The 20130-nt window shown below is 43.6% G+C and carries 18 protein-coding genes, 1 other RNA gene and 1 pseudogene; 4 read left to right on the top strand and 16 right to left on the bottom strand.

Annotation, left to right across the window (positions count from 1 at the left end; genetic code table 11):
- Window positions 1-9 precede the first annotated feature (9 nt).
- The gene (locus FED51_RS09510) at window positions 10-702 is read right to left on the bottom strand and encodes an FHA domain-containing protein (protein ID WP_010897938.1); all 693 of its coding nucleotides are present in this window, start codon (window positions 700-702) and stop codon (window positions 10-12) included.
- Window positions 703-850: 148 nt separating this feature from the next.
- Between FED51_RS09510 and FED51_RS09505 the strand changes: the two genes are divergently transcribed.
- From FED51_RS09505 to FED51_RS09495, 3 genes are all read left to right on the top strand, one after another.
- Window positions 851-1600 carry a glycerophosphodiester phosphodiesterase family protein gene (locus FED51_RS09505; RefSeq protein WP_053431298.1) on the top strand — a complete coding sequence of 250 codons (750 nt, stop codon included), beginning with the start codon at window positions 851-853 and terminating at the stop codon, window positions 1598-1600.
- Between the two features lie 201 nt (window positions 1601-1801).
- Window positions 1802-3031, top strand: a complete 1230-nt coding sequence (locus FED51_RS09500) for an MFS transporter (protein ID WP_083445622.1) — start codon at window positions 1802-1804, stop codon at window positions 3029-3031.
- A 237-nt stretch (window positions 3032-3268) separates the two neighbouring features.
- Window positions 3269-4204 carry a diacylglycerol/lipid kinase family protein gene (locus FED51_RS09495; RefSeq protein ID WP_053431299.1) on the top strand — a complete coding sequence of 312 codons (936 nt, stop codon included), beginning with the start codon at window positions 3269-3271 and terminating at the stop codon, window positions 4202-4204.
- On the opposite strand, the gene FED51_RS09490 is transcribed toward FED51_RS09495, so the two are convergent.
- Window positions 4155-4667: a hypothetical protein gene (locus tag FED51_RS09490; RefSeq protein WP_053431300.1), complete on the bottom strand. Its 513-nt coding sequence runs from the start codon at window positions 4665-4667 to the stop codon at window positions 4155-4157. The two genes, FED51_RS09495 and FED51_RS09490, sit on opposite strands and share 50 nt — an antisense overlap.
- A gap of 214 nt (window positions 4668-4881) precedes the next feature.
- Between FED51_RS09490 and FED51_RS09485 the strand changes: the two genes are divergently transcribed.
- Entirely contained in the window at window positions 4882-6327 is a 1446-nt protein-coding gene (locus FED51_RS09485; RefSeq protein WP_053431301.1) for an alanine/glycine:cation symporter family protein, read from the top strand.
- Window positions 6328-6490: 163 nt separating this feature from the next.
- On the opposite strand, the gene FED51_RS09480 is transcribed toward FED51_RS09485, so the two are convergent.
- The 14 genes and pseudogenes from FED51_RS09480 to FED51_RS09420 all read right to left on the bottom strand — a co-directional run bounded on the left by FED51_RS09480 (window position 6491) and on the right by FED51_RS09420 (window position 20087).
- Window positions 6491-7648: a THUMP domain-containing class I SAM-dependent RNA methyltransferase gene (locus FED51_RS09480; RefSeq protein WP_053431302.1), complete on the bottom strand. Its 1158-nt coding sequence runs from the start codon at window positions 7646-7648 to the stop codon at window positions 6491-6493.
- 238 nt (window positions 7649-7886) lie between these two features.
- Window positions 7887-8279: RNase P RNA component class B (gene rnpB / locus FED51_RS09475), an RNA gene on the bottom strand.
- Between the two features lie 57 nt (window positions 8280-8336).
- On the bottom strand, window positions 8337-8744 hold the full coding sequence (locus FED51_RS09470; protein WP_053431303.1) for a reverse transcriptase-like protein: 408 nt from the start codon (window positions 8742-8744) through the stop codon (window positions 8337-8339).
- A 21-nt stretch (window positions 8745-8765) separates the two neighbouring features.
- On the bottom strand, window positions 8766-9080 hold the full coding sequence (gene gpsB / locus FED51_RS09465) for a cell division regulator GpsB (protein ID WP_010897930.1): 315 nt from the start codon (window positions 9078-9080) through the stop codon (window positions 8766-8768).
- 113 nt (window positions 9081-9193) lie between these two features.
- Window positions 9194-9763, bottom strand: coding sequence for an SLOG family protein (locus FED51_RS09460; protein WP_053431304.1), 570 nt, complete (start codon window positions 9761-9763; stop codon window positions 9194-9196).
- Between the two features lie 65 nt (window positions 9764-9828).
- Window positions 9829-10197, bottom strand: coding sequence for a spore coat protein (locus FED51_RS09455; RefSeq protein WP_053431305.1), 369 nt, complete (start codon window positions 10195-10197; stop codon window positions 9829-9831).
- 358 nt (window positions 10198-10555) lie between these two features.
- Window positions 10556-11848 carry a ribonuclease H-like domain-containing protein gene (locus tag FED51_RS09450; protein ID WP_053431306.1) on the bottom strand — a complete coding sequence of 431 codons (1293 nt, stop codon included), beginning with the start codon at window positions 11846-11848 and terminating at the stop codon, window positions 10556-10558.
- A complete protein-coding gene (locus tag FED51_RS09445) occupies window positions 11839-14133 on the bottom strand; it encodes a DEAD/DEAH box helicase (RefSeq protein WP_053431307.1) in 2295 nt (764 codons plus the stop codon). The genes FED51_RS09450 and FED51_RS09445 overlap by 10 nt, the downstream gene beginning before the upstream one ends.
- Window positions 14134-14339: 206 nt before the next feature.
- Complete coding sequence (locus FED51_RS09440) at window positions 14340-15254, bottom strand: ketopantoate reductase family protein (RefSeq protein WP_010897924.1); 915 nt, start codon at window positions 15252-15254, stop codon at window positions 14340-14342.
- Between the two features lie 246 nt (window positions 15255-15500).
- The gene (locus tag FED51_RS09435) at window positions 15501-16829 is read right to left on the bottom strand and encodes a D-serine ammonia-lyase (RefSeq protein ID WP_053431308.1); all 1329 of its coding nucleotides are present in this window, start codon (window positions 16827-16829) and stop codon (window positions 15501-15503) included.
- Window positions 16830-17164: 335 nt separating this feature from the next.
- The gene (locus FED51_RS21115) at window positions 17165-17308 is read right to left on the bottom strand and encodes a hypothetical protein (RefSeq protein ID WP_166740122.1); all 144 of its coding nucleotides are present in this window, start codon (window positions 17306-17308) and stop codon (window positions 17165-17167) included.
- A 1-nt stretch (window position 17309) separates the two neighbouring features.
- Window positions 17310-18371, bottom strand: a complete 1062-nt coding sequence (locus FED51_RS09430) for a hypothetical protein (RefSeq protein WP_053431309.1) — start codon at window positions 18369-18371, stop codon at window positions 17310-17312.
- A 236-nt stretch (window positions 18372-18607) separates the two neighbouring features.
- Window positions 18608-18802: pseudogene (locus tag FED51_RS09425) on the bottom strand (DUF421 domain-containing protein); the annotation flags it as partial.
- A 16-nt stretch (window positions 18803-18818) separates the two neighbouring features.
- Window positions 18819-20087, bottom strand: a complete 1269-nt coding sequence (locus tag FED51_RS09420; protein WP_053431311.1) for a CYP152 family fatty-acid peroxygenase CypC — start codon at window positions 20085-20087, stop codon at window positions 18819-18821.
- Window positions 20088-20130: the final 43 nt, after the last annotated feature.

Below are 20130 nucleotides of genomic sequence, written 5' to 3'. Positions count from 1 at the left end.
AACAGATGATTATTTGGTCGTTAGAATGTACCCTTTTCCACGAATCGTTTCGATTTCAATCGATTGAGCGACCTTTTTCCGCACACGATAAAGAAGAGAGTTCACTTCCTCAGCACTAACATCGACCCCTTCACCATCCGTTCGTTTTCGCTCTGGCCAAACGTATGGAAGCAAAGTCTCCTTTGAGACAAATTCTCCATATCGTTGAACGAGAAGTTCAATGCATTTATATTCTTTTTCCGAAAAATGATAGTCTTCCCCTGACACGAGCAACGTTTGCTTCACCGGGTCAAGCTTCACATGATCCGGATACGGCTCCTTGCTCTTTTTTTCATTCACAGGCAAAAATGGTGTTAAGTCAAAGGTTTCCTCCATATCAATTGCTGAAAATGTAAGGACAACGATATCCTTCGCTAACGATAGTCGATCTCCGTGGCTTAATCGCTCTGGAGCATGGGGTGCTAGTCTTTGGTCGTTCACATACGTACCATGCTTGCTATCTAAATCCTTTACAAACACTTGGCCCTCCTCAACGTAAAGAAGGGCGTGCTTTCTCGAAATAAACACATTATCAAAAGCGATATCTGGCTTCCACGATTTCCCCAACCGTCCAATGGACCACGATTCTTTTTTAACAGTAAAAACGGTACCAGGTTCGTATGGGACCCCTCTTTCTACAATAAGAAACGGATTACTTCTCATTTTTCTTTCTCCTCTACTTTGATCCAGTCTCTGTATTGCGATCATGTTTATCATTTGATTATTATGTCATAACTATTGTGTCTGCGCAAAGGGGAGCATATGATAAAAGCGTAAGATAGGCAGTAGGTCACATGGGAGGGAAGATATCTTGAAACGATTTCGCTCATTCCTTAATTTTAAAGTTAGCATTGTTTTAATCGCCATTGCGTTCGTCCTATACATTAACCATACCGATTTATTATTTGCAAAAGAAACAAAACATGAGCCCCTCCTCCTTTCTCACCGAGGAGCTCACCCAGATTATGTTTTAACGTCTGATGAAATCAATGGATGTTCCGAGATACAGCTCGCAAATACAGAACCGGCTTCGATTGAAAATACGATCCCTGCCATTCGAGCGGCGTACGAGGCAGGTGCCGCGATCGTTGAAGTGGACTTGCAGCAAACCCGTGATGGGAATTTTGTCGCATTTCGTGACTGGAACTTAGATTGTCGAACAAATGGAACGGGTCCCATTTGGGATTATACGACAGAGGAGCTAAAACAACTCGACATCGGCTACGGCTATCAACTTGAAGGAGACAACACGTATCCATTCCGTGGGGACGGTGTTGGTCTTATCCCCACCTTGGAAGAAATTCTTAACACCTTTCCTGAAGAAAGGCTATTACTGCACATTCAAAGTCGCTCTACTTCAGACGGAGAGCGATTGGCAAACATACTAGAGTCTCTTTCCGCTGAGCAATTACAAACACTCATCGTTACAGGAAGTCATGCTACGATTACCTATATAAACGAGCGTTTTCCCTCCGTTCAAATCATGACAAAAGAGGAGTATCAAGAATTTTCCACACCAACAGATCGAAGCGGCTGGTCCACCGTTCGCTCTTTTGACTAAACATACTTGGTTACTTTACGTTTGTGCAACGTAAAGTAACCATTTTTTCTTCCCTTTTCCTGTCTTCCATCATCTTATCTATCATTGTAAATTTCCTACTTTTTTTAGGTTAAAATGATTGACACTTATCTCCCTTCCAATTATTATAAGTAAGTCTTTAGTGTCTAGAAATATTTCATACTGTAGGGAGGAAGAGTGCTCGTGAAGTCTGAACAACGTCATAAAATGATTCTGTTAATGATCAACATGTTTATTGCGATCGCCAGCTTCGGAATCATTATTCCGATTCTACCTGCCTACCTCGAGTCAATTGGAGAAGGCGGTACCGCCGCAGGTCTCATGATTGCCATTTTTGCTGGGGCACAGCTCGTCATGTCACCTGTTGCAGGGAAGTGGACTGATCAATATGGGCGTAGGTATATGATTATTCTCGGACTTGGCGGGTTAACCCTTTCCATGTTCGTTTTTTATTTTTTTGATTCGATTTGGTGGCTCTACGCTTCTCGCGTTGTCGGGGGTGTTGGCGCAGCTCTTTTGATCCCAGCTATCTTCGCGTACGTAGCAGACATTACAACGATCGATGAACGGGCGAAAGGAAATAGCTTTGTATCAGCAGCCATGTCTCTAGGATTTGTTGTTGGCCCAGGGATTGGTGGTTTTCTTGCAGACTTCGGACTGAAAATGCCGATTCTACTTTCTGCGATTTTGTCTTTGGTTGCTGTTCTATTCTCGATTATGTTATTAAAGGAAAGTCAAACAGAAGAGGCAAAGGAACTTACAGCCGAACAAGTAAGCGAAAGTCCGCTCGTGAAACAACTCATACAATCCGTCAAAAAGCCTTATTTTATCCCACTCGTCATCACTCTAGTTATGAGTTTTGGGTTAATGGCGTACGAATCCATTCTCGGTTTGTTTGTTGATAATCAATTTGGAGCAACGCCAGGACAAATTGCGATCTTATTAACTTCCATTGGTACGATTAGTGTGATCGTTCAGCTCTTTGTCGTCGAACGATTCGTTCGCTGGCTCGGAGAACGTACCGTGCTCTCGTTGTTTCTTGGTGTCGCCTCTTTTGGCTTTTTACTTTCCCTGTTTGCCCCGAGCTACGGGATGTTTTTTGCGGTAACGATGTTCATCTTTTTAGCTACTTCGATTTTGCGGCCGGTGTTAACGACCTTAATTTCAAAGCTTGCAGGCAATGAACAAGGCTTTGCGATGGGAATGAACAATGCCTATATGAGCATTGGAAACGTACTTGGACCAGCTCTAGCTGGTGTGTTGTTTGATGTGCAAATCACCTATCCATTCATCCTTTGCCTGATCGTTCTTGCAGCAACCACATTTGTTTCAATCTTTTGGCAAAGAAAACACGACCAAAACAAACCTAACACGCCTATTATTGAGCCTGCTCAACCAAACCCAGACGTGTAATCCAAAACCATGCTGGCAGCTTTTCACCTGCTATGCATGGTTTTTTTAGAGGCTGGTACAAAATACAGCTAATAACAGGTGTTTATTTTATAGAAAGTTGATTGCTTCAAAAACCACTCGCTTGCCGCGGGCAAAGCTTCCGTTAATTGGGGGTTTTACGGTTGATTTAAAGATACGACGTGTAAGGATCTACTTGAGAGGGTATGCTGAAAACGATCGTCCAAGGGGGGATTGCACATGTTTCAACGGGCATTCTTGCTTTATAATGGAAAAGCAGGAAACGGAAAAACAGATAAGTACCTAAAAGATGTTGTACCTCGCGCGCTACAAAGCATTGGAGAATTGACGATTATTCCAAGCAAAGAAAAAGGTGACATTGAATCGATTTGTCGTGAGCGGGAAGTTGATCTTATGATCGTAATGGGGGGAGATGGCACCGTTCATGAATGTATAAATGGGTTAGCGGTATCCCCCTCTCCCCCTCCACTTGTTGTCCTACCAACTGGGACGTGCAACGATTTTGCTCGCTCTCTTAGAATTCCTCTTTCCTTTGTGGAAGCGGGAAATTTGCTTGAGAGCGGCACATGGAAACGAGTGCCGCTCATTCAAGCAAATCACCGTTGCTATACAAATTTCCTCGGGATGGGGATCATCACAACTGCATCAGAAGGAACGAACCCTGAGTTAAAAGAAACCTTTGGGAGGTTTAGCTATTTTTTATCTGCTCTCCAATCATTACGTGAGCCATCTCCTTTTTCTTATACCATTACATCAACGAAAGGCTCCATGTCTGGGCAAGCCATTCTCTTATTAGTAATGCACGGTCAGTTTCTTGGTACCTTACCTGTCCAATTAGACGAAAACGCCATCGAACAGCCTTTTGTGACGATTTACATTGTGAAGGAGGGTGGTCTCCCTTTCATCAAAGACCTAGTGAAGGGACTCGTCTCCCCTGCTATGGTAAATGAGTCTGATCATATTGATCGGATGACCTGTGATCAGTGCCAGATCGAAACGGAGCCAGTCCTTTCTATCGATATGGATGGAGAAATCTACATGAAGACACCTGTTAACATTACGACAGTTGGAAAAGTAATAACCGTGCGAGTACCAGACGTGAATGTTACTTCTGATGCTGATCATACCATTGGCGGAGCTCAGGATACTCCTTGATTGATCGTTCTATAGGCTTAAAATCACCAATTTCGACAGGTCGGAGTTCTCCGCCAATCTTGACAAGACAAACGTCTTTCACTGGTGTCGAAACAATGTCTTCTACCTCTTCCCCTTTCTCTGCATAAAACTCGTAAACCGATTGACGATCTTGTTCACTTATCGGAAACTTAGATTCATTTTTCGTTCCAGGCTCTAGAGTCAAAGGGTTTTCAGGTGTATTTTTGATCTGCTCGCTTCTAAAGTTACGGATGTGCATTTGTTCAATCAATTCGGAGAAAAATAAGAATAGCCCAGCCAATAAAGCACCTTTTACCCAATAATCCCAAGTAATTAAAAAAGAAAATGAATAATAGATGTCATGCGCTAAGCCTAAAGTAAGTCCCCCAATGAAAGCCACACCTAAGATAACATAACAAAAATATAAGAGCAGCTTAGCGACTTGATTTCTTCGTACGAGCATACTCACCCTCCTTTTGTAAATAATGTCATTTAATGCATCATTCAACAGTTGAACAGGTTGCTTGACCTTGTATAAAAGCAACCCCTAATAACAATAATAACCATTGTTGGATATTTGTCCAGACTTTTATTATTTTTAGAATTTTTAGAATCTAGAATTCATAAGAATATTCTGTTAGAATAGCACGCGACGAATACGATAAAGGAGTGATTTGGTGGAAAACTGGTTTCGTGCCGACACGTGGTTTGGCAGGCTGGTGGATGTCGGAAACACGTTCATTTGGACATACGTCTTAATCGCGTTACTGTTAGGGCTCGGTCTTTATTTTACGTTCGTTTCACGCTTTGTCCAATTTCGATTGCTCGGAGAGATGGGACGCCTCCTCGTGGAAGGAATGAATCGGAAGGCGTTTAAAGAAAGGAAAGGAACGTCCTCCTTTCAAGCATTCGCCATTAGTACCGCTGCCCGCGTCGGAACAGGAAATTTGGCTGGCGTAGCAGTTGCGATTTCCTTAGGTGGGCCCGGGGCAATTTTTTGGATGTGGATCATTGCTCTAATCGGGGCAGCGACCGGCTTCATCGAGAGCACGCTGGCGCAAATTTATAAAGTAAAAGATAAGGATGGTTTCCGAGGTGGACCAGCCTATTACATGGAAAAAGCGTTAAACGCCAGATGGGCAGGTATTTTGTTTGCCATCTTAATTACGTTATGTTTCGGATTAATTTTTAACGCTGTTCAAACACATACGATTGCAGATGCTTTTGTAGGTGCTTATGATTTAAATCCTTTCTTTATTGGGTTGATCATCGCTTTTGTGATGGCGTTCATTGTCTTTGGTGGGATACGTAGAATTGCGGTCATTGCAGAAGTCATCGTCCCGACATTCGCCATTGCATACGTATTGATTGCCCTTGTCATCGTGCTACTAAATATCACGCAAGTTCCGGCTGTCATCGGTCTGATTGTAGGCAACGCCTTCGGAATACAGGAAGTCGTGGGCGGGGGCTTCGGGGCAGCGATTATGCATGGAATTCGGCGTGGTTTATTCTCGAATGAAGCTGGAATGGGAAGTGCGCCAAACGCAGCCGCAACCGCTCACGTCTCACATCCGGTAAAACAAGGACTGGTTCAATCTCTCAGCGTCCTTACCGATACTCTTATTATTTGTAGTGCGACCGCCTTCTTGATCTTGTTAACTGACGTCTATACAGTCGGTGAAATGGGTGGTATTCAGTTAACACAAGAGGCACTAACCGTTCATATAGGTGAATGGTCGATGACATTTGTGACAATTGCGATTTTCTTTTTCGCCTTCAGTTCATTGCTCGGGAATTACTATTACGGTGAAGCGAACATTCAGTTTATTTCTCAAAACCGCGCCTTACTAACAGTCTTTCGCCTCGCATTTCTTGCCATGATTTTAATCGGAGCTACAAGTGAGCTTCAGATTATTTGGGAAATGGCCGATTTGATTATGGGTGCGATGGCGATCGTTAACTTGATTGCTATTGCATTATTGGCGAAAATTGCCGTTCAGGCACTAACGGATTATCAGCATCAGCGTAAACAAGGAATCGATCCGGTCTTTTACAAAAACAGCCTGCCTGACCTAAAGAACATTGAAGCATGGGATGAAAAACCAGTAAAAGAGAAAAATTAACAGTCATACATGTGGACACACACCTTAGCAGTAATGGGTGTGTGTCCTTTCATGTCTAACTCCTCACAATTTCCCTATTTCGTTGGCCTTGCCTTTCTAATTCCTTCATTTTTCCACAAAACAACCCTATCCTTTGAAAGACTAGGGTTGAACGTTGATCAGCTTATTGTTGAGAGCCCTCTGGATGACGCGGAGGTCTCGGTCCAAAAAACTGATAGTAATCTGTTTTAATGTTCCCGTTATACAGCTTTCGCTTTTTCGTCGCTTGTTTGCCATAAAGTTCTTCAAACCCCTCATGGGAAGTGAGGATGTAGATGGACCATGTCTCTAAATGTTCACGAAAAACTTCCCCCATCTTTTGATACATCTTCTCTACTTCTTCCCTCTCGCCGATCCGCTCCCCGTACGGAGGATTTCCTATTAATATGCCGTACTCTTCTTTATGTCGAAAGTCGGTGACTTGCATTTGCTTGAAGGAAATCAAGTCGCCAAATCCCGCTTCCATCGCATTGTTTTGTGCGAGTTCGACCATGCGATGGTCAATGTCTGAACCAAGGATATCGAGTGGCTGGTCATAGTTCGCCATATCTTCTACTTCTTCACGTGCTCGATCCCAATGCTCGCTTCCGATCCAATGCCACTGTTCGGAAACGAATTCTCGGTTAAAGCCAGGTGCGATGTTTTGCCCAATCATTGCCGCTTCAATTGGAATCGTGCCTGATCCGCAAAACGGGTCGGCGAAGGGGCGATCTGACTTCCAGTGGGAGAGCATAATCATTGCAGCAGCTAATGTCTCCTTTAGCGGTGCTTGGCTGTGAAGGTAGCGGTAGCCACGTTTATGTAGACCTGTTCCGCTTGTGTCGATGGTTAGTGTGGCTATATCCTTATGGAGGGCGACTTCAATCCGATAGAGTGGACCATTTTCATCAAACCAGCCACGCTTGTATCGTTTTTTCATGCTCTCCACAACGGCTTTTTTTACAATGGCTTGGCAATCGGATACGCTAAATAGTTTTGATTTAACAGACCGACCGATGACTGGAAACTCCGCATGTACTGGAATGATATCTGCCCAAGGAAGAGACTTCGTTTTTTCAAATAACTCATCAAACGTAAGTGCTTTAAATTCTCCCACTTTCAACTTTACACGATCCGCCGTCCGCAACCATAAATTGGCTCGCGGAATAGCAGCTACATCGGATGTAAAGGTAACCTTTCCGTTCTCCACCTTCACATCCTCATACCCAAGATCTTTAACTTCTCGTGCAACGAGCGCCTCTAATCCCATCGTCGCCGTCGCAATCAACGTTACTTTTTCCATAAATTTAACTATCTCCCTTATGTATCATCTTTCCCGTCTCCATTATACGGGTAGAGGCGAGCAATGACAAATCAAGCCCGGCAACCAATAACATTTCTTCTTTTAAGCTTCTTTGTGAGTAAAGAGACACGGACTTCTTCATTATCCAGAGAAGTTAAACGTCCTTAAAGTGTAAAAATAAAAAAACCCCTAGACAGGAGTTTTCGTATGGCCGCTTATCTTAGTCATCTCATTCCCGTTCGATAAGCCATGTTCTGTTCCTTCGTACTACAAACGGTGATGAACCTCGTACTCCGGTGGTAACCATCTGTCTACAGAAGTAAACTTCCGTCCTTCTCTCCGTTCATTTCCTTCAAGAAGGTTCCCCTACCAATTTTTGGGTTTCTCGCTCGAGGGGTTTACCTCGTTCCACTCCGTCTGTTTCCAAACGGACTACGTCACTGTGGCACTTTCAAAGGCATCACACCCTATTCATGATGAACGTAGGTGCTTACCTTGCCGTTAGCCCAGTTCTTAGAACCAGACTACCCTAGCTTATGACTTCGCTAGGCACGAACACTACAAGCATCTCAGCCTGTGCGAGCATGGACTTTCCTCTACATCGCATGCGATGCAGCGGTTACCTGAACGGTTATGATGTTATAAGCGACAATCTCTATTATAACGAAAAAAACGAATCAATTCAATGTTATTTTTTGTCATTAATGTCATTTAATCGAATGGCTGTTCTCGCTAATTCATCAGCTTTTTTATTTTCCTTGCTTGGCACCCACTTAATGAAAAAAAGCTTAAAGCGATCAATTAAAAGAAGGGCTTCCTCCAGCAAAAGACGATACCGTTGATTTTTTACATATCGCTTTTCAATCGCTTCTTCTAACAGCTTGGAATCCGTTCGAACCCAAAGTTCATTCCATCCTTGCTCTTGACAGAAGCGCAGAGCGTAAATGAGCGCATGAAACTCCGCTTCGTGATTTGACAGCCTCCCTAAAGGAATCGTCAAATGCTCCAAACGCCCGTTTTTATCATCGATGAATATACCGGCCCCAGAAGGTCCTGGATCTCCTGCACTGGCTCCATCTATAAATACGTGGATCAACCACGATCGCTCCTTTTCTTATTACTCATAAAGCTTGTTACCAAACACCTTTTTCTCTAAGTTGGATAAACGTTGAAGGATATCATAGTTCGTGCTACCGACACTCGGACTTGTTTGATGCCTTGTCTGACGTTCACTTGCTGCCCGTTTTGCCTCGGTTCTAAGCTGATGAATTTCCTGCTCAAGCCGTTCAATTTTCTTCTGAAACACTTCATAGTCCTGAATGACTACATCTAAAAATTTATCCACTTCGTCTTGACTATATCCACGCATGCTCGTTTTGAATTCTTTTTCCAAAATTTCCTTTGTCGTTAGTTTGACCTCTTGATTATACATATCTATCACCTCAATCATCATCCGCATGACGGAGAACTATTAAAATCAGTAATCGTTCATTTTCTTTCTATTTTTTCAAAAGTTACTATGATTGTCAATTTCCTTTTGATATTTTACAAATTGTCGATGTCTACTGAGTCATTCATTTCATCTTCTTGAGCAATCCATTCAAGATCATGGGGTGTGATCAAGCGAATATCATATGGCTCCTGTTGTTGCCGCCTTTTTGCAGCTTCTAAATAATAGCTTGGAGAACCTGGTTTGTCTTCGTCATAAAGAACGAGTAGACCATCGGACTTTTGCACTAAATATTCGTTTTTCAGACGAAGCTGAGTAGGACCTTCATACGGTCGCTTCGTAATACTGTCCACAAAGTCAGCCGCCTCCAAAATGTCATGATATTTTTTACGAGAAGCCTCTTGCCACTGGGATTCCTGCTCAAGAAACGGAGTCAAAACGGCCAATTGAATGTGTGGATGAGTTTGTTTCAACTTAATGACGACTTCGGCTGCCCATAATTCCACTCCGACCTGGCCGCTAATAAGAAACCACTCTACCCCTTCTTCAATCAAGGCAAGGATCTGTTGTTCAAAGGCTTTTTTTATATATGTAATGCCGCGATGGTTATGGGAGAAAATCCCTAGCTCGTGAGCTTTATAGCCAGTAAGTGTAATGACTTTCATTCGACTCATCCTCTCATGGATAAAGAGAGAAGCGAACCAAAATCGGCTCGCTTCTACATTTACATTTAGCAACCACACTTCCCTTTTCCTTTGCCAAAAGCGGCTCCTGCGACTGGAGCGCCATACCCAGGTGCGGCCATGGCTCCTGCGACTGGACCTGCCATTGGACCAAAGCCTGGGCCTGCCATAGCTCCTGCGACTGGAGTTGGTGGTCCTGGCGGTTGATAAAACTGCTGATTGTACACTTGTTGTTGCTGAGATACTGTATGAGGGAAGCTATGAACGTGGTTGTATACATGGTTCGTTACTTGAGTTGTGTGAGTTGGGTGAATTTCAGGAACAATGTATTCACATGTCTGTTGAACCACATTGCACTTCGTCGGGTGGACGATTGCCGGTAGTACTTTACAATGCTTTCTCGGTCGACAATGCATAGGTTAAATTCCTCCTTATGAATAGAGTCAATATTAACCTATGTGATGCGTGATATTGGTGTACTAGTTCGTTTACCTAATTCAAGGTGAATCATCTAATTTTGGACGTTCGCACACATAGCCACCTGTTAAAAAATGGCTTTATCATGTAATTGAGTGGCAAAAAACAACACCATTCCGATAAGAACAAAGAACATAATTAACAATGCGCGAGTCAATGCAACCACTCTTTCCTACTTAAAATATTATACTCCACCTGTGATTGTACGAATTTTTTTATCGTTCGACAATCACTTTTTTTTGGTATTTCCCTACGAATAGATTTTGTCACAAAATCGTCAAATTTGTGGAATCACGACTAATCTTGCGCTTGCCCAGGAAATAAGGTTTGAGATTTCCTCACCTTGTCTTCAAGTCTTCGCAGTCTATTTTCCGTTGCTGCTAAAAAGGCCTTCTCATGTTTGTTTGTCAATCGAGCCACTTCTTTTCTAGACATAAAGACTTTCTTAGTCACGTTGAACGCTTTTTCTGCGTCTTTTAGCTGATGCTCATAAATCTTAGCTAATTCAATACCGGCCTCTTTGAGAAAAAGATCTCGCTCAATAAGCGTCTCATATAACCCTTGGGCACGCTCGAAACGTCCGCGCTTCTTTTCAAGATGGGCTAATCGTAGCATCGCTTCAGCTTGAATGGAGTGATCACCTTGAGCAAGCTGCTCATATAAAGACTGGCTGATGCCGAGTTCACCGACGGCTTCATACCAGCGAGCCACTTCAAATTGCTCTTTTGCCAATAGTTGTCCGCTGTTCACTTCCAAAATGGAAGCAGAGAGATGGGCATAGAGAGTTAATAAAGAGAGTACGTCCCATTCATTATGTTGAAAGACTCCCTTGACGAGCTCTGGATCGGGGTCTTGCAGGAAATCAAAATAAAGCATAGGTGCTAAATAGCCAGGCGTATCTTCCTCTCGGTGAAAGTGAAGGATTTCCTGCTCCACAACTGAAAGCTTGCAGGAGGGCAAAAGCTCTTTCCACAGTCGTCTAGAGGCATGGAGCAGATCGTAGTGACCAAACTTTGGCAAATAAGGCACTCTGTCTCGAACAAAGGTGTGCCGCGTTTTCACTTGTGGCCAATCGAACGCTTTACCATTAAATGTGACTAAGTTTTTCATATCCCCTACATCATGCAAAAAATGATGGTATAACGCTACTTCCCTTTCAGGACCAGGGAGAAAATGTTGTTTGACTACAACCTCCTCCCCTTTTACTTGGGCATATCCTAACATAAAAATGGTCGTCCCAGCACCGTGACTTAGTCCCGTCGTTTCCGTATCAAAAAAAAGAAGCTCCTCTACATGCATCCCCTTTGCTGACAGGGGATGATTTGCAATATGCTCTTGCCATTTCTCTACTTGGTGTACGACCTGACGGAGTGGGTAACGGCCATGGTTTTTATCAAGGTCGTACGAAACCTCACGAATAATGGAATATTCGTCTTCAAACCAAGCAGGTTTAGCGTGTAGTTGTCTCCATGATTGCTCGTACGGGACTTTTTGATCAGCTATCGAGTGTGATACAGTCTGTTCTGACTGACTTCCTGTCTCCACTCCCATACGGGCCTTTAAGCGGGATAATTTCCCTTTTAATGCCATGTTTGTTCACTCATTTCATTTAATAGTAAAGAAAGAAGGCGGAGCACCGCTTGCTTCACATTGTCTCCTAATTCACTTGAGGCCCCTACGCAAGCAGGACACCCACTTTCACATGGACAGGAGCGGAGCAATCCCCATGCTTGTTCTAGAAGGATGTCGACTTGCTTGTATACATTTTTCGCCAAACCTACCCCTCCTGGATACCGATCGTAAATAAACAATGTCGGCCTCTCGGAATGGTCCGCTTTTATTTGTGGAACGACATGCAAGTCAGAACGGTCACACATGACGTAAACAGGTGCCACATGTTGAACGACATGAGCGAGTCCAAGAAGCGCTTGATCTAACCCATTTTCTGAAAAGCGCTCAATGAGATCGTCTGAAAAGCTGATCCATGTGGCGTTCGTATGAAGCTCCTCCTCTGGCAAATGGATTGGACCTGAACCGATGTTTTCAAATGTAGACAGTTTGATTTTTTTTAAAAGAGTCGCTTTGGCATTTACCATCACATCGCCAAAGGCAATCGTTGCTTGTCTTGTTTCCTTCGTTTCATCCTCTTCCAACACTTTTAGTTGAACCGCAAGATTGGCATCGGTAAAATACTCAACCTTAACTTCGCGAACGAACGCTTTCTTCTCTTCCCAGTCTAATAATTCGACTTGATATTGAACCCCTTGATGGAGGTAAATCGCCTCATCGTGAAGCAACGTCATCGCACTGAATCGGTCCATTTCTCCAATCACTTGAGGATTAGCTATATCGGACTGATCAATGATGACGACATTTTCTTGTGAGGCTGAGCGTAGGCTAATGCCATGAGCGGGAAATCCGTCATTCATCCAATACCACTTGCTTCCTCTATGATGGAGCACGTGTTCCTCTGTTAAAAATTCGAGTATCTCCTCAATTTCAACCCCATCTAATGTCTCCCCTTCTTTAAAAGGAAGCTCATAAGCGGCACATTTTAAATGGTCCACTAAAATGATCAAGTTATCACGGTTAATGCGCACAGATTCTGGCGACTTTTCTAAAAAGTAATCTGGATGTTGGATCATATATTGATCGATCGGTGAAGAACCGGCAACGAGTAACGTAAGTGATTCATGTTGCCTACGTCCCGCCCTTCCCGATTGCTGCCATGCACTCGCAATCGACCCAGGATATCCGGTCATAATGCAAACCTGGAGTTGCCCTATATCTACCCCTAGCTCTAAGGCATTTGTACTCACGACGCCGATAATGTCTCCATTTCGAAGACCACGTTCAATTTCGCGGCGTTGCTTTGGCAAGTAGCCCCCGCGGTATCCACGTACCGCCTGTTGCCCGATCTTCTTTTTCGTCAATTCTTGAAGATGGCTAAGAATGACCTCTACTCTCACACGACTGCGGGCAAAGACAATTGTTTGAATGTTGTTCTCAAGAAACTTCTTCGCTAAGCGGTTCACTTCCACCGTCGCACTTTTCCGTATGTTGAGCGGTTCATTGACAGCAGGAGGATTATAAAACACAAAGTGCTTTTTTCCTGACGGTGCTCCATTGTTATCAATCAGTCGAACGTTGTGGCCTGTCAATTGGCTCGCTAGCTCCTGCGGATTGGCAATCGTCGCTGATGTGCAAATAAACGTCGGCTCGCTCCCGTAATAACGAGCTATCCGCTTCAATCGGCGAATTACATTAGCCACATGGCTGCCGAACACCCCTCGATAGGTATGAAGCTCATCGATGACAACATACTTTAAATTTTCAAAGAAAGCGACCCATTTCGTATGGTGCGGCAAGATGGCTGAATGAAGCATATCTGGGTTTGTAATAACAACATGTCCCGCTTTTCTTACCGCTTGGCGGATGTTGGGGGCAGTGTCGCCGTCGTATGTAAAACATTTAACCGATATACCCATTTCCTCAATGATTTCATTTAGCTCGCTTTTCTGATCTTGGGCAAGGGCCTTTGTCGGAAACAAATACAGCGCACGGCTAGTTTCATCTCTTCGAATTTGTTGAAGGACGGGAAGGTTATAGCACAACGTCTTTCCAGAAGCTGTAGGTGTTACAGCTACGACGTGCTCTCCCTTTTCCGAACATTCATACGCTGTATTCTGGTGAGTGTATAACTGGCCGATCCCCCTTTTCTCCAACGCTTCTCGGATACGAATGTCCAATGTGGTTGGAAATGGCACAGTCTGTGCAGGTTTCGCTTCGATTTCATGCCAATGGACAATATTTTTCTTTATTTCATCATCGGTTTTTAACCAATGGACTAAGTCTTGAAACGTTTGTTTGAACATAAGCTACACCTCCCTTTTATTTTAGCGAATATTTGTTTGCATTTCTAGCAATATTGACAAGTGTATAGGAAGAGTGATAGTTTTGCTTCGTTATAGAAATTTTTTAGATCGGATAATAATACGGTACGTGAAATTATCTAATAAATGGCTATAATTAGTTTACATAATATGATTACAATAAATTAAAAAGTAGAGTCTTCCGGTTATTAGGAAGACTCTGGATGATAAAAAAGCAAGTTCGTATAAATTGTCGCTAAGATAGGGGCTTGTATTTGATGTAGTTCAGCTAGCTTCAATAAATAGCCTTGCAAGTGTTCTCGTTCAATCGGCAGGCCTTTTTCCATATCACGTTGCATCGAGGATTTCATTTCGTATTCGACACCGCCCATTTGCTTCCATTGCTTTTCTTCTACTTGATCGGCAATCGGTGCTCCTACCGCCCGCATGATCGCCCCAATTTCAGCAAACAGTCCGCGGATCACCTGTTCCCCTGAGGGAAGTTCACGAATAGGGCCCACTGGTTGATTGTACAATGTAGTCACACCGGACATGGTCGTAATAAACATATATTTGTGCCACATTTCTGTAAGAACCGAGTCTGACACTTCAATCATGGCGTTGGTCCCTGCGAAGGCGGCTTCAATTTTTTTCACCCGCTCGCTTCGTTCCCCGTTCAACTCTCCGAACACAAATCGATGAATCTGACTCGTTTGGACAATGTCACCAAATTCATTTAACGTCGATTCAATAAAACAAAGTCCGCCAATCACTTGTTCTGTTGAAAACGCCTTACGCAATCTGTCTAAATGAGCGATCCCATTTAACATCGGAATGATCACTGTTTGATCATGAATAAACGGACGGATGGTTTCAATGACGTTCTCTAAATGGTAGGCTTTTGTTCCGAGAAGGACGACATCAAATAGCCCAGTGTCCTCCATCGTTATAGTTTTCGCTTGTATCGTCGTATTTCCATGAATGCTTTGGATACGAAGACCTCGCTTTTTCATTTGTTCCTTTCGTTTTTCCCGAACGAGAAAGGTTACATCTTCCCCCTTTTCTGCCAATCTTGCTCCAAAATAACCCCCTACGGCTCCAGCGCCAACGATGAGAAATTTCATCCGCTCTTACCCCTTTGCTATGTATTTCCTTCAGTATAGCGTAATGATCAGAATGATGAAAATATTAAGATTTTAAGAGGTACCTCTAAAACATTTAAAGATTAAACGATCTTTAAGTATAAAGGAACTCAGCATCACCGATCCCTCAGGCGACATGAGCTGGGCTTACACTTAATTACATTGAATAAAAAAAGCCCCCTATGGAGGCCTTACTAACCCCTATTACAGAGCTTTCATCATCGTCGATCACTTAATAGTTCCTCCCCGTCTGTAATAAGCCATCATCTCCTCTTCAGGTACCATGCTGCCGCCTGTTCCCCATATAATATGCGTGGCGTTGTTCATTTTTTCAGCTAAGTTGTTTGCTTTTAAATAGTGATTGCCTTCCTGAACTAATTTTATCGGTCCAAGCATTCCTGCCAGCGCTGAAGGTTCAAGGAACAGCCCTTCTGCATCGGCTAGCTCTTTCAGTAAGGTAAAAAGCTTGTCATCGTCTATCGTAAAGCTCCCACTTAATAAAGGCTTCATCATCCTTGACACAAGTCGCGAAGGTCTGCCGACAGCAAGTCCATCTGCCTCTGTTCGGTTGTCGAGACCGATTTCTTGAACCGAAATCCGCTCATGAAGGCCTGTCAAAAGTCCAAGCAACATGGATGGAGAGTGGGTAGGCTCTGCAAAAAAGCAGTGGACATGATCTTCAAACAACAGCTTTAAACCGAAGGTAATCCCACCTGGGGCGCCACCAACCCCGCATGGGAGATAGACAAACAAAGGGTGACTCTCATCGACCGTAATCTTCTGTTCAGCCAATTGTTTTTTCAGTCGAAAGGCTGCCACAGCATAGCCTAAAAAAAGATCTTGAGATTGTTCATCGTCCACAAAATAACAGGTGGGATCCTGCTCAGCCTCTCTTCGCCCTTCCTCTACCGCTTGACTATAATCATCCTCATATTCAATGACGTTGACGTTTTTACTTCGAAGCAAGTCTTTTTTCCATTGCTTTGCGTCTGCCGACATATGGACCGACACGTTAAAGCCAAGTTTTGCGCTAATGATGCCAATGCTGAGCCCTAAATTCCCCGTCGAACCAACGGCAATCGAATAATTCGCGAAGAAGTCCCGGCAAGTTTCGCTGTCAAGGATCGAATAATCATCTTGAACTGTTAAAAGCCCATGCTGCAAAGCTAGTTGTTCAGCATGTTTCAGCACTTCATAAATGCCGCCCCTCGCTTTGATCGATCCGGAAATAGGTAAATGACTATCGCATTTTAGCAATAATTTCCCCGTAATTGGTTGCAGATACTTCTGTTCTAACGATTGTTTCATCGAAGGGATTTGCACTAAGGGAGATTCGATCATTCCGTGCGCTTGGTTTGTTTCAGGAAAGACTTTCGCGATATATGGCGCAAACCGCTCTAATCGCTTCTCGGTATCCTTGACGTCGTCTTCGTGTAGACTAAGCTTTCGAACTGCTGACTTAAACGAATCTATATGAGGATTGAGCCAAAAAACTTCCTCGGTCGCCATTAGTTTAATTACAAGTGGATCTTTTCTCCATTGTTCAAGCTCGTTCACTCTTAGCACCTCTCCTTTTCGTCCTTTACGTTTACTATGTCCTTCCATTTACTGTCCCTAGATGATATTTTACTAAAAGATTCTATGATAGGGTAAAGTTATATACCCTAAGCTGAGTGAATGATCGAAACATTCCGCCTAAAGTATAAACATTCGGGAACGAGGAAAGGATGTGAGTAATAAGAATAATAAGAGGATGATTAACAGATGGGAAAGCCCGAGTCATCGAAGCTTATGGATCAAATTGTCGAGAACCAGAAGAAAAAAAACGATAAGGCTCGCGAGCAAGCGATGAAAGCCTTAGGAAAAGAAAAGTGAGATGTTCATTTGACATCTCACTTTTTTACGTCTAGCTTTGGTTCTTTTTTCAACGCTTTTAACGCACGATGGCGAACTCGTTCGTTTTTCTTTTTCATTTGATTCATGTAGTGATCGGAGAGTTCCTTTGAATAGGGCTTGTCCTTAGCAGCTTGTCCCATCTTACTCCTCCCCTTTCTTCGTTGGATTCGGTGAAAATTTGTTCAGCAGTTCACAGCAAATCCATAAAAGCTCTTGTGTAATCGTTACATTCAGTTTACCAGATTCGGTAGCGTCATTCAATTTCTCACGATTGTTTTCGTTCAAATGTAGTGAAAGCACCCATTGGGAGCCGTCTTGCAATGTTCGCTTCCACGAAATGAGATCCCCTACTTTTAACGGATCTTTGTAGTCCCGTTCGATTGCAAGGATGTACGGATTCCCCTTCTCTGTAAAAGGAATAAAGTCCTCCATCTCCGCCTTATTGACCCCATAGGAATCAACAAATTCGAGTCCTTCTTCTCCAACCTTGTAAAGAGAATAGTCTGAACCGAAATCAATTGAATCTAAGCTGAATTGATCATGAACGAGTAAGTTCAGCTTGGACTTTAACTGAAACACGAAGTCGAGCAAAATTTCATATTTTTCTTTGAACATGAGCGTATGCTCTTCATTGTCTTCTACGATTTCCAATAAATCCTCTATGACACGATCTTTCTCCTCGATATCCTGCTCTTTTTCCTTTAGAAGCTCCAACAAGTTTGGAAGCGATGGAGTCGAGGTGACCTGTTCAATATCAGCTGCAATTGATTCAACATAATCTCTCTCTTTTGCAAGCGCAATCAGTGACATGTATTCATCCGGCTTGCGCTTTTCGTACACTTGAATATGGAACAGATCACTTCCCGGACGGCTCATTTCATCAAGGACTAAGTGACGTAAATAAGCGAAAAGAAAGAAGCTCATACCTCCTAATAATACAGTGATAGACGTCCATGGAAGCTCTCCTATCGCTCTAAATGCATCGGTAGTGTATGCCATGAGACTGCCAGGTACGAGAACAAGTAACACCCCGGCTACGCCTCTTACCGTTTTCACTGTGCGGTACACATAAACGAAGGTATTCTTACATAGTAACCACAGGGTAAGGGGCGTCTGTTTTTTGGATTCCTCATACAAGATGTTCACAAGCTGATTTAGTTCCTTGGCTAGAAACTGCACCTTATTTTTTAGCTCTTGACTCATCCAACGTTCCCTCCCCAGCCCGCGATACACTTTGCTTCAATCGTTAAGTACTCTTTTCGACAACAAGAAAGCGTCTCCTTTTTTCGTTTATGAGAGCTGACGAAAGACAAGAACAAAGACCTAGAACAAGGCACCCCTTTCTTTTATAGTAATCTCTCCCTTTCTAACAAAAAAAAAGACCTACCATAAGGTCCTTAATGGTACATCGGTGGCACCTGCGTCGTAAAAACATCCTCTGTATGCAGATGGGGAATGCTCGGGTCGGCTAAATCTGCTCCAACAACTGCTCCGAGAGTTAAAATAATCAAAAAATCAAATACCGGAAGTTCGGCGATAGAGCGCTTCCCCATGATCATGGTGACTAGTAGCATGAGCGGCAAGATCGTTAGAACGCGGGCTAGTAACACGACGAAGTCTTTTGCCAATTCCATAACTGGTCACATTCCTTTATGCATGCTCGTATTTCCGTTCTATATTCGCCATGATATACCCACTTTCCGGCCTTGTTGGCATCCGGGACAAGCTGTAGCTAATGTCTTGATCAGGTACGTCATAGTCGATATCGTTGACGAGAAAGTCCATAGTGGCCTTCATCACCTCGACAGTAATGCCTTCTCCAGGGCAGCGATGCCCTTTCATTGGATCTCCCCCGCCTTGAGGAATAAAATCATAAAGGGAATCTTTTCGTTCTTGAAACCGTTCCGGTCGAAACGCGTCTGGCTCATCCCATAGTTTCTGGTCATGATTCGTTCCGTACATATCTAAGAAGACGAGCCTTCCCTTTTTGAAACGAACGCCTTTCCACGTAAAACTTTTGCGCACCTTCGCTCCGATCAATGGTGCAAATGGATAATAGCGCCTCACCTCTTGCACGAACATATGGAACTCCTCGTTGCTGCCGTATTTTAATCGCTCCTGCCACTCTGGGTGCTCTTGCAAGGCAATTGCAGCAAAAGAAATAAAGGTTGCGATCGCGACGATCGGTCTAAGCACATTGATGAGTTCAATAGCCGCCATCCGCTCATCGAGCAACTTTCCATTTAACTCCCTATGGTACGATACTTTATAAAGCGGACTCCCCTCACGTGCCTGTAAACTACCGGTTCGTACTTGATAGATGATCGATTGGATCCATCTCTCCGTTCGTCTCCGTCCCTTTCGCCCTCGCCAATGTCTTGGGCCCACTGCGCCAAAGGCATCAACCATGGCATGAAAATCTTCCGCTCGCCGATTGATTTCTATTGATTTTAGAGGAACCCCTGCCCACTCACATGCCACTTGGCATAAAACACGCTTCGCCTCATCAAACAGAACAATTGGTCTGGACTTTTTCCACCCTTCCGCTACTCGTCGCCACGTTTCATGGGTTAAGCGCGCCAATTCCCGCTCATCCTCAGGCTTCATCATCGAGAGAAATAGTTGTTTGCGATGAAGGTGCGCCTTATCATCCATTGTTTGAATGGCATTTTCGCCAAAAAGTGATTTTTGAATCCGTTTAGGCGTTGCTCGATGCCGTTTAAAGCGCTCAGGGTCATAAAACAGCTTTACCGCCTCCGCCCCGCGTATACAAAGCACCTTTTGTCCCATCACCCGCGTTTCAAAAAGGTCGGTTTGAAACCGCTCCATTCGATGACTGAGAAACTCATAGCCCTCGCGCATTAAATTCATCGTATGATCCAATGGAGAGTCTTTAGGAATCGGGTCATTTGATTTCATCGCTCATCGTCCTTCCCTTTTCATGTTAGTGTTAGTATGAAAC

Source organism: Halalkalibacterium halodurans, from assembly GCF_005671335.1.
In the GTDB taxonomy this organism is placed as follows: Bacteria; Bacillota; Bacilli; order Bacillales; family Bacillaceae_D; genus Halalkalibacterium; species Halalkalibacterium halodurans.
The sequence above is the reverse complement of the archived record's forward strand: the minus strand, read 5'-3'. Positions and strand labels throughout refer to the sequence as shown.

Excerpts from the sequence above, each read along its gene's own strand:
- FED51_RS09495 (WP_053431299.1), top strand. The coding sequence starts at position 3,269 with ATGTTTCAACGGGCATTCTTGCTTTATAATGGAAAAGCAGGAAACGGA.
- FED51_RS09455 (WP_053431305.1), bottom strand. The coding sequence starts at position 10,197 with ATGCATTGTCGACCGAGAAAGCATTGTAAAGTACTACCGGCAATCGTC.
- FED51_RS09440 (WP_010897924.1), bottom strand. The coding sequence starts at position 15,254 with ATGAAATTTCTCATCGTTGGCGCTGGAGCCGTAGGGGGTTATTTTGGA.
- FED51_RS09420 (WP_053431311.1), bottom strand. The coding sequence starts at position 20,087 with ATGAAATCAAATGACCCGATTCCTAAAGACTCTCCATTGGATCATACG.
- FED51_RS21115 (WP_166740122.1), bottom strand. The coding sequence starts at position 17,308 with ATGGGACAAGCTGCTAAGGACAAGCCCTATTCAAAGGAACTCTCCGAT.
- FED51_RS09445 (WP_053431307.1), bottom strand. The coding sequence starts at position 14,133 with ATGTTCAAACAAACGTTTCAAGACTTAGTCCATTGGTTAAAAACCGAT.
- FED51_RS09480 (WP_053431302.1), bottom strand. The coding sequence starts at position 7,648 with ATGGAAAAAGTAACGTTGATTGCGACGGCGACGATGGGATTAGAGGCG.
- FED51_RS09510 (WP_010897938.1), bottom strand. The coding sequence starts at position 702 with ATGAGAAGTAATCCGTTTCTTATTGTAGAAAGAGGGGTCCCATACGAA.
- gpsB (WP_010897930.1), bottom strand. The coding sequence starts at position 9,080 with ATGTATAATCAAGAGGTCAAACTAACGACAAAGGAAATTTTGGAAAAA.
- FED51_RS09450 (WP_053431306.1), bottom strand. The coding sequence starts at position 11,848 with ATGGCATTAAAAGGGAAATTATCCCGCTTAAAGGCCCGTATGGGAGTG.
- FED51_RS09430 (WP_053431309.1), bottom strand. The coding sequence starts at position 18,371 with ATGAGTCAAGAGCTAAAAAATAAGGTGCAGTTTCTAGCCAAGGAACTA.
- FED51_RS09490 (WP_053431300.1), bottom strand. The coding sequence starts at position 4,667 with ATGCTCGTACGAAGAAATCAAGTCGCTAAGCTGCTCTTATATTTTTGT.
- FED51_RS09460 (WP_053431304.1), bottom strand. The coding sequence starts at position 9,763 with ATGAAAGTCATTACACTTACTGGCTATAAAGCTCACGAGCTAGGGATT.